At 58.9% G+C, this 13,445-nt stretch carries 18 protein-coding genes; 15 read left to right on the plus strand and 3 right to left on the minus strand.

The window, feature by feature from the left end:
• Nucleotides 1-15 precede the first annotated feature (15 nt).
• From JIN95_RS12050 to JIN95_RS12120, 15 genes are all read left to right on the plus strand, one after another.
• Nucleotides 16-519, plus strand: coding sequence for a hypothetical protein (locus JIN95_RS12050; protein ID WP_200531628.1), 504 nt, complete (start codon nt 16-18; stop codon nt 517-519).
• A complete protein-coding gene (locus tag JIN95_RS12055) occupies nt 506-733 on the plus strand; it encodes a hypothetical protein (protein ID WP_200531629.1) in 228 nt (75 codons plus the stop codon). The genes JIN95_RS12050 and JIN95_RS12055 overlap by 14 nt, the downstream gene beginning before the upstream one ends.
• A gap of 9 nt (nt 734-742) precedes the next feature.
• Nucleotides 743-2,710: a hypothetical protein gene (locus JIN95_RS12060; protein ID WP_200531630.1), complete on the plus strand. Its 1,968-nt coding sequence runs from the start codon at nt 743-745 to the stop codon at nt 2,708-2,710.
• On the plus strand, nt 2,711-3,193 hold the full coding sequence (locus JIN95_RS12065; RefSeq protein ID WP_200531631.1) for a hypothetical protein: 483 nt from the start codon (nt 2,711-2,713) through the stop codon (nt 3,191-3,193). It begins immediately after the preceding gene.
• Nucleotides 3,193-4,569 carry a hypothetical protein gene (locus JIN95_RS12070; RefSeq protein WP_200531632.1) on the plus strand — a complete coding sequence of 459 codons (1,377 nt, stop codon included), beginning with the start codon at nt 3,193-3,195 and terminating at the stop codon, nt 4,567-4,569. The genes JIN95_RS12065 and JIN95_RS12070 overlap by 1 nt, the downstream gene beginning before the upstream one ends.
• 23 nt (nt 4,570-4,592) lie before the next feature.
• Nucleotides 4,593-5,042 (plus strand): hypothetical protein, encoded by a 450-nt coding sequence (locus tag JIN95_RS12075; protein WP_200531633.1) that lies wholly within the window; start codon nt 4,593-4,595, stop codon nt 5,040-5,042.
• The gene (locus tag JIN95_RS12080; RefSeq protein ID WP_200531634.1) at nt 5,043-5,402 is read left to right on the plus strand and encodes a hypothetical protein; all 360 of its coding nucleotides are present in this window, start codon (nt 5,043-5,045) and stop codon (nt 5,400-5,402) included.
• Nucleotides 5,403-5,585: 183 nt separating this feature from the next.
• Nucleotides 5,586-5,906, plus strand: a complete 321-nt coding sequence (locus JIN95_RS12085) for a hypothetical protein (RefSeq protein WP_200531635.1) — start codon at nt 5,586-5,588, stop codon at nt 5,904-5,906.
• Nucleotides 5,907-7,136, plus strand: a complete 1,230-nt coding sequence (locus tag JIN95_RS12090) for a baseplate J/gp47 family protein (RefSeq protein ID WP_200531636.1) — start codon at nt 5,907-5,909, stop codon at nt 7,134-7,136.
• A 3-nt stretch (nt 7,137-7,139) separates the two neighbouring features.
• The gene (locus tag JIN95_RS12095; RefSeq protein WP_200531637.1) at nt 7,140-7,784 is read left to right on the plus strand and encodes a hypothetical protein; all 645 of its coding nucleotides are present in this window, start codon (nt 7,140-7,142) and stop codon (nt 7,782-7,784) included.
• On the plus strand, nt 7,785-9,134 hold the full coding sequence (locus JIN95_RS12100; protein WP_200531638.1) for a hypothetical protein: 1,350 nt from the start codon (nt 7,785-7,787) through the stop codon (nt 9,132-9,134). It begins immediately after the preceding gene.
• Between the two features lie 7 nt (nt 9,135-9,141).
• Nucleotides 9,142-10,182: a hypothetical protein gene (locus JIN95_RS12105; protein WP_200531639.1), complete on the plus strand. Its 1,041-nt coding sequence runs from the start codon at nt 9,142-9,144 to the stop codon at nt 10,180-10,182.
• Nucleotides 10,182-10,556: a hypothetical protein gene (locus tag JIN95_RS12110; RefSeq protein ID WP_200531640.1), complete on the plus strand. Its 375-nt coding sequence runs from the start codon at nt 10,182-10,184 to the stop codon at nt 10,554-10,556. Before JIN95_RS12105 ends, JIN95_RS12110 begins: the two co-directional genes overlap by 1 nt.
• Nucleotides 10,556-10,786, plus strand: coding sequence for a hypothetical protein (locus tag JIN95_RS12115; protein WP_200531641.1), 231 nt, complete (start codon nt 10,556-10,558; stop codon nt 10,784-10,786). The genes JIN95_RS12110 and JIN95_RS12115 overlap by 1 nt, the downstream gene beginning before the upstream one ends.
• Nucleotides 10,783-10,920, plus strand: a complete 138-nt coding sequence (locus tag JIN95_RS12120) for a hypothetical protein (protein ID WP_200531642.1) — start codon at nt 10,783-10,785, stop codon at nt 10,918-10,920. Before JIN95_RS12115 ends, JIN95_RS12120 begins: the two co-directional genes overlap by 4 nt.
• Nucleotides 10,921-11,042: 122 nt before the next feature.
• Here the strand turns inward: JIN95_RS12120 and JIN95_RS12125 are convergent, their stop codons facing one another.
• From JIN95_RS12125 to JIN95_RS12135, 3 genes are all read right to left on the minus strand, one after another.
• Nucleotides 11,043-11,780, minus strand: a complete 738-nt coding sequence (locus tag JIN95_RS12125; RefSeq protein WP_200531643.1) for a hypothetical protein — start codon at nt 11,778-11,780, stop codon at nt 11,043-11,045.
• Nucleotides 11,781-11,980: 200 nt separating this feature from the next.
• Entirely contained in the window at nt 11,981-12,133 is a 153-nt protein-coding gene (locus JIN95_RS12130; RefSeq protein WP_200531644.1) for a hypothetical protein, read from the minus strand.
• A 64-nt stretch (nt 12,134-12,197) separates the two neighbouring features.
• On the minus strand, nt 12,198-13,235 hold the full coding sequence (locus tag JIN95_RS12135; protein WP_200531645.1) for a site-specific integrase: 1,038 nt from the start codon (nt 13,233-13,235) through the stop codon (nt 12,198-12,200).
• Nucleotides 13,236-13,445 lie beyond the last annotated feature (210 nt).

Here is a 13,445-nt window from a genome sequence, read left to right on the forward strand (position 1 = left end):
TTTACAAGACTACCTATGAGTGAATCTGACAAGCCCGTTAGCAAGTTGTTCGAGATGTGCGTTCGCGGCGACACGTACCGCGAAGACTACGACTTCGAGATGTTCGGTGAGGACGTTACTGCTGTTCTCCGCCCGATGAAGGACGAGGAGTTCCTGCCGATTGCGGCGTTCCTGAAGGCCCACCTCGATATGGACGAGGAAGAGGCCATCGACGCCGTCGAGGCCGCCAAGGAGGAGGCCGAAGAGGCCGGTGAAGACTCCATCGACATTTCCCAGATGGACGCCGAGTTCGTCGTCGCTATGCAGAAGGCGGCGGTGAACGCCCTCGTCGGTTCCTACGACGGGGACGGCGACTTCATCGAACACGACCGCGACGAGGCCGAGAAGATGGTCTCGATGATGGTCGGTGGCTACTCGGTCGAACTCGGCGGGAAGGCGCTCGAAATTGCGGGTGATGTGCGCGACGCGACCAAGTTTCGTGGAAGCCGGGGCGGCCAGCGGCGTCGTGGCGCTGAGTAGCGAACTCGGCATCCCACTCGCTCGAACACAGGCCGACCTGACCCCCTTCCAGCGGATGGTTCTCCTGAAAGAAATGGAGCGCCAGCACTCGGAAGCGCAGGAGCAGGAAGGCGCTGGGCAGGTCAACACCGGCCCGGTGAATCAGATGAAGGCTCCGCACGGCGGCGGTCGCGGTGAAACGGTAGTCTACACGAACGAACACAAAGACGACTGACAGTTCTAAATGGCAAGTTCAGACCCGGTAGAGGTTGCTGTCGAGATTCTTGACCAATTCTCTGACGACCTCAAGAAACTCGAAAAGCAACTCGACCGAATTGACGGAAAGCGGCTGTCGGTCAAACTCGACATTGACGACGACGGAGATATCGAGAAGACGAAGGCGCTCCTCGAAGCCCTCGAAGAGAACCTAAAAACCGTCCTCGATATCGAGGTCAGCGGCGAAAAGGAAGCGGCGGCCATCAAGAAGGCCCTCGCCAAGAACGAGACCGCGACCATCACGTACCTCACCAAAGGGGGCGACGCTCCCGGCGGTGGCGGTGGTGGCGGTGGTGGGGGCGGCGACGAAGGCGGCGGGGGTTCCCGCCGACGTGGAGGCCGAATCGAAGTCACCCGAGCCGTCAACGACCTAATCGACGGTCAACTCAAGCGGCTCTCCCTTAGCGGCGACCCCTCGTGGTATGACGACTTCACGATTGGGCGGGAAGGCCACATCTTCGGCGGTGACGGTCGGCCCCTCGACCTGACGACGCCCGAGACCGAGTTTATGCGGCGCATCCAGCGTGGGACGAACGTGGCGACCGGCACCGGGCCTGACGTTCCCCACGGCCCGATGCCCGACCGGCCCGGCCTGACGCGCTCACAACTCGATAAGAGTATGAAGTGGTCTCGCCGCCGGAATATGGTCGGCAACCTCGGTCGGAACGTCGGTCGGCGTGCCCGCCGGTTCGGGTGGGCGGCCAAGCGCGAGGGCAAGTTCTTCGGCGGTCTCGCCAAGGACGGCCTCGGTAAGATTCCTGAAATGGATATGGTCGGGGGCATCGGTCAGAAGTTGGCCGCAATGCGCCCGACGATGTACCGCTGGATGAATCTCATTGCGCTCATCATCCCGATGGTGATTGCCCTCGCCGGGGCGGCTCTCGGCGCGGCGGCGGCCATCGGTGGTCTCGCGGTCGCCGGGGCCGGTCTCATCGGCGTCGGCCTGCTCGGGTACGGCGACTCCCTTGAGGAGTCGATGAAGAACCTCGGCATCCGTGCCAAGCAACTCAAGGAAGACATCTATGGGGTCTTCCAGCCGGTTGCTCAGTCCTTCAATCCGATTACCGAGCGATTCCTTGACCACATCCCGACGGCGCTTGGCCCCATCGCTGACTCGATGAAGGGCCTGACCGCGTTCGAGGACACCATCTTCCGCTCCCTCTACGGCGCGGCGAACTGGGTCTCCGAACTGGTTGATGCCATCGTGGAACTTCAGGAACCCATCGAGCGGGTTACTCTGCTCGTGGGGGGCGCTCTTGGAGACGCCTTTATCGACCTCTTCCGGTGGTCTATCAAGGAGATTGACGACAATTGGGGCGCGTTCAGCGACCTGACGACAATCTTCATCGACCTCATCGTTGTCCTCTACAACGTCTCGAAAGCGGCCTCGTTCATCATCACGGTGTTCAGGCCGGTCTTCGACCTCTTCGCGTGGTTCAGCGGGTTCCTGAACAACGAGTTCATCCTCGGCCTGCTCCGGCTGATTGCGACGTACTACCTGCTCCGTGTGGCTATCGTGGCCGCCGGGCGGGCGTGGACGTGGTTCATCGGCCTCCAGTTTGTCTCGTGGGCGAAGGCGCTCATCGCGGGCGTGTTCGCGTCCATCAAGGCAATCTGGGCGTGGGTCACCGCTGTCAACGGCGCGAAGTTGGCGTGGCGTGCCTTCCTCGCCTCGACGGGGCTGGGCCTGCTCCTTGTAGGCGGCTCCCTCCTCGCAGAAGGCGCGGTTCGGGGCATCAGTAATGTCGGTTCGACCGGCTCGGCTCCCTCTGTCGGCGGCGGCAGTCCCTACGGTATGGGGGCTGGCGGCGGTGGAGGCGGAACGCAAATCAACATCTACGGGAACGTTGGCAACTCCGAGTACCAGAAACTCGCAGACGAGTTCCCGTCGCTCTACCGCGAGGAGAAAATCGTGGACGAGGAGACCCAGAAGTAAATGTACGTCAATCCGTATTCGTTTGGGAGCGGTGGCGGCGGCGGCAGGCCGGTTTCAAACGGACAAGACACCTTCTTCGTTTACGGCTCTGGTGTCACGTTCGCGCCGACCTACGTTCCGACGCGAATCTCGGTGTCGAAAGAACGCAACCTCAACCGGGAGGATAACTTCTGTGGCACCGAGGACGTGTCCGACCTCGGCTCGAAGAACCGGGAGGTACACATCTCTGGGTTGGTTCGAGAGTCGGAACTCGATTCGTTCGGAAACCTCCTCGATACTAACTTCCCGATGCGCGTTATCGCGCCGGGGTGGAGCGGTGAGATTCGTGTTATGGACGGGGATTTTGAAGGCCCACGGGCGTTCGACCCCCAGAACCGCGAATCTCTCTACAAGTATAGCCTGAACGTCCTCTCGACGGGCGCTAATGAAGCGCAGAAGCCCGATAACGAGGACGGAGTTATCAGCGACGGACACGACCACTAATGACCTGCTCACAAGGCGGGGCCGAAATCCACTTTCTTGAGTCTGGGCTGGCGTTCGAGGCCTTCGACCTCTCCACGGAGTCGGAGAAGACCCGTTACAGCCACGCTCGGGTGACGGTCTCGGAAGAGGCCGGGAAGTTGATGGCCCAGAAGGCCAAGGATGCCGAGCCGGTCGAGGTTCGGATTGCGGACACGGTTCAGAACCGCTACCTGTACCCGGAAGAGTCCTTAGAGATTCACCGGGACAACGGGCGGTTCCGGCTGTATGACGCTCGGAAGATTCTCGAACGCGGTGTCATCACGGAACACTTCGAGGAAGTGAAAGTCGAAGACGTTACCGACTTCATCTTCGAGAACCGCGACGACCCTCACAACGTCCTGACCGGCATCCGCGCCGTGAACAACTCCCTTCTCGAACAGGAAAAGCAGGACGCCGAAGAGGACATAGTCGAAGCCATCCACGGCTCCGGGGCCGACGCGGCCCGAAGCGGCTGGAAGGGCGCAGTCAACGACGCCCTCGGTCTCGCGGCGGACTTCCTCGGTCGAGCCGGGAAGACACAGGGGATGCCTCATAACACGTACAAGGGGCTGGAGTTCGATGATATCTCCCCGAATCAGGCCCTCAAGATGGTCGAAAACGAGTTCGGCTTCACCTCGTGGGTAGACAACGAGGGGATTCTCTGGTTGGGCCTCCCGGCGATGAAGCCCAGCAACCGGCACGCCGTAAGCGGTCTTCCGACCGACAAGGCGTACTGTATGAAGGAGTATAACGTCGTGAAGGGCGCTCACCCGGTCTCGGTCGTTAAGGTGAACGGCGAGACCCTTTGGTTCGGAGGAAACTTCGATGGGAACGTCTGGAATGGCGGTGACCCCTCGGACGAACTCTACCCGATGGCCGAAGCGTGGGTGGAGGACGAGAACGGCGACGTAGCAGGCGGAAAGGTCATCACGACCGACGAGCCGCTGAAAATCTGGGACTTGGATTCGATTGAGGACGCGGCCCGGAATATGCTCATCTCGGCGTCCGTGGACTACCGGAACGGCAGTATCATCTTCAACGGGATGGCTTCAGAGCAGAAGGAGAAGTTGGCCGCGATGACAGTCGGTGACATAATTATGGTCGCTGACTACGTCGAGGGCCATTGTAACCAAGCCGCCGACGGCGGTTCCTTCATCGTTTCGAGCATCCAGCACAAGTTCTCGCCCCGGCGCGGCTGGAGTGTGACGGTCGAGGTCGGCTCGATTCCCCGGAACATCCAGACGATGGCGGTCTACTACAACGCCAGCGACGATGTGGGCTACAAGACGCTCAAGGCCTACAAGCAAGACCGCGCCGGGTACGGCGACGGCGTGCGGAACGACGGTGATAACGTATGACAAAATTTGGACGAGTATCTTCTGTGTTCATCGGTGAGGCCAGCGGTCGCGTCCTCGTGGACGTAGTGACCGGGCCGAACCGGGAGCCGCGAAAGATGCCGTTCCTGACGTTCCAGAAGGAGGCTTACTCAGTTCCCGAAGAGGGCGACACGGTACAGGTCTCCGAAGTCGGCGGCGAGCGGGTGGCCCACTCCCCCGTTAACACGCCGCCGGTCGAGTTCCCAACTGACCTCTCAGAAGGGGACTTCTGCTTCAAGTTCAACGAGGGAACCGAACTCCACTTCTCGAAGCAGGAGGACGGCACCGTGAACGTCGAGTTGTCCTGTGACGGAACATTGAGTGTGACCGGCTCGGGTGGCTTCGAGTTAGTTGACGGCGACGGCTACGGAATCGTTACCGAAGGCGGCGGCGTCTTCAACTGGCACCACGAGGACGTGGACTTCAAGACCGGGCCAAAGCCCTCGGAGGAATAGATGGAACCGCTCGCACTAATCGGAGCGTCCGTTGAAGCCGGGGGACACCCCGGCGCGTGTTCCGCGACCGTAAGCGGTGTTCTGGACGGTGACTCGACGGTGAAGGTGAACGGCACCCCCATCGGCGTCGAGCAGGACGCGAGCCTTGAGTTCGGTTCTCACGGACACGACGTTGACGACGAGGGGGCCTGTATCGCCTACTCGTCTCACTCTATTCAGCAGGAAAGCGTCTCTTCCACCGTCTCCGTAGATGGCAAAGCCGCTTACCTCGCTGTCTCGGGAGCCGCTACCGACCCCGGTTCGGGTGGCTCCGTTGACTACACCTCGTCCGGTGGGAACGACTCGGTTCACTCCAACTAACGACCCAAACAGAGTAGAGAGAGTCCTGTCTGGGGAGTCGAGGTTCCCGCAGATTTGGGTAAAACCGAATTGGTCGTTTGTATAGTCGCTATGACCGTTCTTCTGCCCTACCTTCGGTAGCCACGCACATAAGCATCACGTATAGTCTGGTTTAGGAATATAATGGAAGCGCATTAGCATACAATGGACATTGGACTCGATTCTAATTTCGATTTTTCTCTCGACCACCGCAACGACCTACCGCTGGTTCGGGGCCGGGCAGAGTTCGAGCAACGGCTCGCAATCCGGCTCACGTCGTACTACACCGAACTCATCGGTGAGAACGCCGACCTGAACATCTCGGCACTCCTCCGGCTTGAGGCTCGCCGTGTGGCCGAAGAAGACGACGGCATCGACTCGGTACAAAACATCATCATCTCTCCTGACCCGGACGCACCGAACACGGTCGAGGTTCGGGTAATCTACGCGACCGGCGAGGATTTCCTCACTACTCTCTCTGAATAAATGACAATCAACGACGAAGGCTCGTTCGACCCCGACACCAAAGAGGTCATCCTCGAAGCGATGATGGCCGACGCCAAGACCCGGTTCGGGGAAGACCTCAACGACAGTCAGTATGCGGCCATCCGCTTTTACTACGACCCGATTGCTGAACGCCTCGCGGAAGCCCAGATTGACCTTGCGGCCATCCTCGACGCTTCCCAGATTGAGAACGCCACCGGGGCGGCTCTGGATAAGGTCGTGGAGCAGGTCGGTGTCAGCAGGAAGCCCGCCCAGCGAGCGACCGGACAGGCCTGCTTCCACCGCGAGAGCGCGGCCAGCACGGATTACACCATCCCAGTCGGGACGGTCGTTCAGACCGGCGGCTACGAACCCATCGAGTTCGAGACGACCGTTCAGGCGACGCTTCCCGCCGGACAGACCACGGTTGACGTGAACATACAGGCGCTCGAAGGCGGCTCGGACTCGAACCTCGGGTCGAACACCATCTCTCGTCTGAAAACGCCCGTGACCGGCATCCACGGCGTCTCGAACTCCTCCGAGACCGACGGTGGCAAGAACCGAGAGACCGACCCGGAACTCCGCGAGCGGGCGAAGACGGAACTGGGCGAGGGGAGCCGGGCGTCGGCCCCCGCGCTCATCCGTGGCCTCAAGCGGGTTTCCGGCGTCAAGTCCGTCTCCATCTTCATCAACGACACCCCGGAGACCGACGCTGAGGGCCGCGACTCGAACGCCTTTGAGTTGGTCGTGGAGGGCGGCGACGAGCAGGATATCGCTGACCAGATTCTCGAACTCAAGGCCGCCGGAGACGGCACCGTTGGCGGCATCGCCGGGACGGCCAAGACGGGCGCGGCGGCGCTCCCGAACGGACAGACCCACCCGGTCTCGTGGAGTGAGCCGACCCAGCGGCAGGTCTACGTCGATATGACTATCACGACGACCGAAGAGTACGAGGGCGACACCGCCGTTCGTGACTCCATCGTTCGGTACGTCGGTGGTATGCGGTCGTCGGGGACGCTCACTTCGGGCGACCTCAGCGGCGGCGACGACGTGCTGGCTGGCGAGATTGAGTTCGCTATCCGGCAGGTTCCCGGCGTCTATGACGTGACCGACCTGAAACTGGGTCTCACAGAGAATCCGACCGGAACCGACAACGTCGAGATTAGCGGGCAGGAGGTCGCCACGGCTGACGCCCTCGACGGCTCGCTGACCATCACACAGAACTCCCTCTAAACTATGTCTGACGAGTATCCCACTATCGAGGAACTGACAACGGCCCTTCCGGCGTTTATGCCGAAGGACGAGTCCTCGGGGAACTACGACCTGCTGTGGGCCGCCGCCGAGGCCATCGACCGGCTCGACGCCGATATCGAGACCGTCGATAAGGCGATGACGCTTCAGGATGCGGAGAAGGCCTCTTCCATAAATCGAATTGCCGACGTGGTCGGGGCTTCCCGCCGCGATGGAGAGAGCCTTGATAAGTACCGTGCGCGGGTTCTGATGGAGTTTCAGTCCCTCACCGCCGAGGGTACTATCAGCGATATCTTTATATTGCTCTCCAGCATCCTGAGGGGGGACGTAGACGAACTCTGGTATCAGGACTGGAGATACCTCTACGACGAACCCTCGACTGTCGCTTTCCTCGTTCCCTCACACCGGGTCGAAGATTCTGTTCTCGACCCCGCTGACCTGCCGCTGATAGCCGACAAACTGAATCCCGCCGGGAAGAACGTCGAGATTCAGTATAACGGCTCCTTCCGGCCTGTGTCCGTTGAAGAGTACGAGAGTGGGCAGACTGACCCCAATAGGGGATTCGGAACGCTCGATGAAAATGGCGACCCCGCCGACTCCGGCGGCACCTTCGGAGGACTGATTCAATAAATGGCATACGAGACACTTCTAAAGTCGTGGGGAGACCCCGGCGTTGAGTGGAAGGACGGCTGGGCCTTCGTTAAGGACGAGCCGCTTCCCGCCGAGTGGGCGAACTTCCTGTTCGACAATCTCATCAAAGACGTAACGCACACCATCGACCACCTGAACACCCTCGACCCCGAGAACGACGGGACGGTGGTGAACGCGGACAAGGTGGATGGACTCGACGCCGAGCAACTGGGCGGCTTCAAGTTCGCCCAGCCCGAGACGCCCGGCAACTACACGGAAGCGGTGTCGTGGTACAAGACCACTTCTAACCTCCTCTACATCTCCGACGGGGAGAAGTTCGAGGCCCAGCCCGCCGTCGGCTACCAGAAGTACGAGTCCTTCGCCGCTACCGGGGCGAAGATTGCTCACGAGCCTGTTCCCCGAACAGAACTCAACGACAACGGCCACATCAAACTCATTGATGAGGTAGTGGTCGCGGACTTCAACAACGGAGTTGGCCCGAACGACGACGCTTGGGAGTGGACGACCGCCCCGGCCCTTGTCGGGTCAGAAGGACACGTTGAATCAAGCGCGAACGCCGCTTCTGCTGTGCTATCCCGAGAAGCACCCGTGGCCCAGAACATCGAGGCCCGGCTCCGCGTTGACACGGACACGGCGAACATCAACGACGCGGCCCACCTCCGGCTCGAAGGCCCGAGTGGGACGCGCTGGTTCGAGGTTACGTTCAACGACGGTGGTGGGAACGTCACCCTCCACGATAACTCTGAACTGTTTGCCTCGTGGACGCCAGACTCGAACTACGACTTCGTGTTCGACGTGGACTACGACGCTGGGACGTTCACCCTGTTCGTGAACGGTGTTGAGGAACTAACGGCCTACCCGATGGAGAACACGGTCTCGGGAACTTCCGAGATTACGTTCACCAGCGACACGTCCTCGTCCGGGTACGCTCGCTCCCTATACATCGACAACATCCACGAGGGCGCACGGGAATACGGCGAGGCGGTCGTCTCGTTCCCTGAAGCCGACGAGCGGATTGTTAGTTGGGATATTGTTCGGTTCGACCGGAACGAAGACGGTGAGAGCGTCTTGGTTGACGTGCTGGACGAAGACGGCTCGGTTCTGGTCTCCGGTATCGACAACCACGGAGACATTTCAGCGGCAGTTCCCGCCGATTCAAACCCGGATATCCGCGTCCGGTTGGCACGCACCAACGTCTCGAACCAGCCTTCGCTCAATTCGTTCTACCGTCGGTGGACGATGCCTCCCGGTGACACGGGGGACAGCAAGACGGAGAAGTACCAACACGAGCGAACGCACTATATGCAGACTCGGCTCTCTCGGAGATAACTAATATATGAGCAACATTAACTACGGAATTGGAATCAACGGAGATGTTACTATCTCCTCGAACACGACACTCGACCGCTTTGCGAGTTACCAGAACCTCGTCATCGAGTCTGGTACGACCGTTACGGCCCCTCTGGGTGCCGTTCTTCAGGTTGCCGACACGCTGACTGTCAACGGTACGCTAACCGTGACGCGGCGTGTTGGTTCGGGTTCAAACGGTGGCGGTGGTAACGGTGGCGACGGTGGTGGTAGTGCCTTCATTCTCGCCAAGAACATCGACGGAACCGGAACAATCCGTGCCGACGGTCAGAACGGCGGGAGTACCAACGGAAATGGTAACTCGGGAAGTAGCAACCGTGTCTCCTCTGCTCTCCCGCCCGCTATTGTCGCCCGGACTGACCCGATGATTGAAACCGGGGCACTTGGCGCACAGAACGGCGGTGAATACAACGACAACGGGAGCGGCGGTGTGTCCAATGAGTCCATCGTTGAAGTGGATATGCTCAACGTGTGGCTTGAGGACTGGCTTGTGTCGGGCGGCTACGTGACAAAAACCCCGATGGCGAAAATGCTTTCGGGCGGCGGTTCCGCTGGTGGCGACGGTGGCCGAGACAGTAACAACAACAACAATAATCCGGCTGGTGCTGGAGCCGGTGGCGGTGGCGGTGGCTCCTTCGGTGGCCGTGGTGGAAACGGTGGGAGCGGCGGAAACGGGCCGACTGGCAGTAACTCCCACGGAAAGGATGGTGGTGGTGGTGCCGGTGCCGGTGGCCTAATCATCCTTCTCGCAGAAACCATCTCCGGGGCCGTGTCTGTGTTCACCCGTGGTGGAAACGGCGGGAACTCGGGCGTCCACAACAACGCTGGCGATGGCGGCGGCGGTGGCGGCGGCGGTGGCGGTGTAATCATTGTCATCAGCGACGGCGACCTTCCTGACTCGTCAGATGTGTCTGGTGGTAGTCCCGGCTCTACGAACAACGGTGGTCATTCGGGTAACTCCGGCGAAGACGGCATCCTCGTTCACTTCCCCCTTTCGGTGATTGGATAATGGCTAAAATCGAATACGTGCTTCTGGTTCCCCCGGATTACAGCGGTGAAATCGACCCGATGGTTGACCGGGTAGAAGTTGATGAATCGGTCACCCGTGCTGGCGTGAAAGAAGTGAAGGTCTCTGACGCTGGCGCTGGTGTCCTCGACCGCGACCTCGTCTCCGACACTCGGAAAATACACGTCCTTGACGCTATCACCGAGTACGAAGAAGAGGCCGCGAAGGACGCTCCTGACGTACAGATTCAGTTGGCGGCGCTCGAAAAGGCCATCTCTTATATCTGGGACGTGGTCTCGGGCGAGGATATCGGTCACGAGGCCATCCGGCAGGCTGAAGCGAAAGGCGAGCCGGAAGAAGAGGAGCCTGCTGAATAATGCCGACCGAAGACGACAACGTGTTTGACACCAACATCGTCGGTCTCGAACACTTCACTTACGGCGAACTCCACGCCGTCGGTAACGGATTCTCGGTGGGCCTGCTTCCGCACATCCACCCTGACCCAGAGGGCCACCGTGGCGAACTCCACTACTGGCGGCTGGGGTTCCTGCTGGGTGTGGCTCTCCAGTTCGGTACGCTGATTAGTCTCGGTCGGAGGCTCCGATGATTCCGGGTCTCGACGGGACACCCCCGGAAGTGGCGCTCTTGCTCGGGTTCTTTATGGCCCTCTCGCTTCGGCAGGGTCGGCTCGCGGCGGTTCTGGACAAGGTGGTTCCTGAGCGACGGGAAGGCGAGGAGTAATGGGCGGCTTCGCTTCCGAGTGCCGAGAGTGTCGGTCCCTGAATATCCAGATTGTCGGCGGGTGCCCGACGTGTATGGACTGCGGTTGGTCGGCCTGCGGCTAATCGGACCCTTTTGTTATCTTATTCTCGCCAATGTTGATGGGGAGAGTAGCAATGAGGGCACCTTTTGTGGTGATTCTGTGGATTGAATTTTTCCTCGCACTTTTCACATCTGATTCTGACACTAATATTCGCATTAGATGATATTGCGCAAGTATCTCGCTGTTCCAGTTTGGAATATAGCCTATGAGATGGATGCCTATTAGTATATGTTTCAAATATATCTGAAAGTTCGTTTATTAGCAAACGTGAAATGAGATTCAACCCCATCTTAGTGATTTCACGAACACTCTCATCAGAATCGGATAGATGATAGAACCAATTGTGCGCCAAATTATTCCTCATATCATTAAATTCTTCAAAATCTTCATACATACGTTTGCTAATCAGGTTCTCACCACGGTAGACGGATTCAACAGTCCACCTCCACTTTTCTTGACCTAATCCTGCTTTCAAACGGAAGACGGTTTCAAACAGCGTGTGTTGTCTGAGAAGCGCATAGCGAAATTCTCCTTGCTCAAACAGTTCCCGATTCACTCGCATTTCATACCGCAACATCGGAATATACGGTCCATCGACGACACCAGTTCGATTAGATAGCATTTCAAAGATAGTCAGTTCCGCCCGAAGTATAGCCAATTTCGGATTATCGGAATCAATGAAGATACCATTATACCAAAGACTGCTCTTTGTGCCAAATTCAATCGGGTACTTCAGCATCTTCACAAAGTCTACGCGGCCATACTCTTCATCGGACACCACATACCCAATCCACCGTTTTGACGCCTCTGATTGCTCTGAACCAGAAGGTCTCCGACAACCAATAGAAATCTCAAAGTATTCCTTAAGGTTATCAATGAGGTCGGGAGGCACGTCCGAAAAGTGGGAGTGGGTCATATCAGACAGGCTATCCGCTATTTGGAATTACTTGTTGATTTATTTTCCGCAGAATGACTGTTTTAGATGCTGACGCCGACGAGGTAGAGGTCGATATCGTTACAGAAGTCCTGCATCAACTCTTCTTCGTGCTTGCCGAGGTCGCGCTCCTTGATGGTCTCGACCACGGCTTCCTGAACCAGAACGGCCTGCATCGGGGAAGGTTTGAGCGCCATACTGTTCTACACGAGACCCGCTATCTTATACCTTTCAGATAGATTATGGAAGTCCCCTTCTGGGTTACAGTAGGTCTCGGTATTCTTTCCTTCTCTTGAGGGCGTCCTCCTTTGTTCGGGCGTCGTAGTGCTTTTCCAATACCTCGACAGATACATCTACGCGCTCTGATATAATCTCCTTCGGGATGCCCTTGTTGATGTGGTGGGTGATGGAGCCTCGCCGCACCGGGTGGAGCGACGTGTTCTCCGGGCAGGACATAGCCCGCTTCTTTTTCGTGAACTCACAGGTCTCTATGTCTTTCCCGGCGGGACACTCCCCTGAGTAGACGCAGGGCCGTGTGTAGGCGACGACGTTCTTGTAGGCCCGCTGGCGGGTGAGCCGTCCGTGGGCCGTTGTGAAGAGCGGGTTCCTGCCGTATTCGTCGGTCACATCGTCCCGACGGAGGTTGATGTATTCGTGGAGCAGGTCGTAGAGAGAGTCCGTCAGTTGGATTCGTCGCTCGCTTTTAGAATTGTTTTTGAGGGAAGTCCCCTTCTGCTTCCGGTCTATGAAGTCAAGCGCGGGGTCTCCCTCTTCGTCCCGGTGGAGGTCTTCGAGGTCGAGGCTAACGGCCCCGGAGGCTCGGCAGGCGGTGTCCCACATCAACCGGAACAGCGCGTGCTGTCTGGTGGCGTACTCGTAGGTGGAGAGGTAGTCGAGTATCTGGTTGGCTCGGTGAGCCGGGACGGTCTCGTAACTGACCATATCGGTCTCGTCTACGTTTGGGACGCGGGTTCGGTCGTAGACGCCCGGCTCGATGAGACCGGAGTTCTCGCACCATTTGATGAACACACGGGCGAGTTTGACCGACTGGTGGGCCGTTGCGGGGGATATGTCCTCGGACTCCCGCTTCTGTACCCACGTCTCCATCACGTAGGAGTTGATTTCACCGACCGATTCGATGCCTTGGTTCTCGCAGAATTGGACGAAGTGTTTGGTGGGGTACTTGTAGGCCCGGTAGGAGGACGCCTTAACGTTCTTCTGTTTGACGTTCAAGAACTGCCTGCGTGCGGCTCTGGGTGTGAGTTCTTCTGACGGGTCGCGTTCGGAGATGGGTTTCATTGTTCGGTGTCTCCGTTCACCCGTCCGCTGGTTGGGTCGTCCGAGGCCGACAGGAGATATCAGTCCGTTCCCCTGCGGCCTCACACGACAGTTTGAAGAACTGGAGAGTGGGGACGGAGGGCCGACCGAAACCCGTCAGGGTTGAGGGAGGTTGAACCCGCGAACGGCCCGTATGGGCCGTGAGCGGCGGGGGTTCAAATCCCTCCGGCC

The organism is Halorubrum sp. LN27 (assembly GCF_016635065.1).
GTDB classification, from domain to species: domain Archaea; phylum Halobacteriota; class Halobacteria; order Halobacteriales; family Haloferacaceae; genus Halorubrum; species Halorubrum salipaludis.

Excerpts from the sequence above, each read along its gene's own strand:
- JIN95_RS12105 (WP_200531639.1), top strand. The coding sequence starts at position 9,142 with ATGAGCAACATTAACTACGGAATTGGAATCAACGGAGATGTTACTATC.
- JIN95_RS12115 (WP_200531641.1), top strand. The coding sequence starts at position 10,556 with ATGCCGACCGAAGACGACAACGTGTTTGACACCAACATCGTCGGTCTC.
- JIN95_RS12065 (WP_200531631.1), top strand. The coding sequence starts at position 2,711 with ATGTACGTCAATCCGTATTCGTTTGGGAGCGGTGGCGGCGGCGGCAGG.
- JIN95_RS12120 (WP_200531642.1), top strand. The coding sequence starts at position 10,783 with ATGATTCCGGGTCTCGACGGGACACCCCCGGAAGTGGCGCTCTTGCTC.
- JIN95_RS12130 (WP_200531644.1), bottom strand. The coding sequence starts at position 12,133 with ATGGCGCTCAAACCTTCCCCGATGCAGGCCGTTCTGGTTCAGGAAGCC.
- JIN95_RS12135 (WP_200531645.1), bottom strand. The coding sequence starts at position 13,235 with ATGAAACCCATCTCCGAACGCGACCCGTCAGAAGAACTCACACCCAGA.
- JIN95_RS12050 (WP_200531628.1), top strand. The coding sequence starts at position 16 with ATGAGTGAATCTGACAAGCCCGTTAGCAAGTTGTTCGAGATGTGCGTT.
- JIN95_RS12070 (WP_200531632.1), top strand. The coding sequence starts at position 3,193 with ATGACCTGCTCACAAGGCGGGGCCGAAATCCACTTTCTTGAGTCTGGG.
- JIN95_RS12110 (WP_200531640.1), top strand. The coding sequence starts at position 10,182 with ATGGCTAAAATCGAATACGTGCTTCTGGTTCCCCCGGATTACAGCGGT.
- JIN95_RS12060 (WP_200531630.1), top strand. The coding sequence starts at position 743 with ATGGCAAGTTCAGACCCGGTAGAGGTTGCTGTCGAGATTCTTGACCAA.
- JIN95_RS12080 (WP_200531634.1), top strand. The coding sequence starts at position 5,043 with ATGGAACCGCTCGCACTAATCGGAGCGTCCGTTGAAGCCGGGGGACAC.
- JIN95_RS12085 (WP_200531635.1), top strand. The coding sequence starts at position 5,586 with ATGGACATTGGACTCGATTCTAATTTCGATTTTTCTCTCGACCACCGC.
- JIN95_RS12095 (WP_200531637.1), top strand. The coding sequence starts at position 7,140 with ATGTCTGACGAGTATCCCACTATCGAGGAACTGACAACGGCCCTTCCG.
- JIN95_RS12090 (WP_200531636.1), top strand. The coding sequence starts at position 5,907 with ATGACAATCAACGACGAAGGCTCGTTCGACCCCGACACCAAAGAGGTC.
- JIN95_RS12100 (WP_200531638.1), top strand. The coding sequence starts at position 7,785 with ATGGCATACGAGACACTTCTAAAGTCGTGGGGAGACCCCGGCGTTGAG.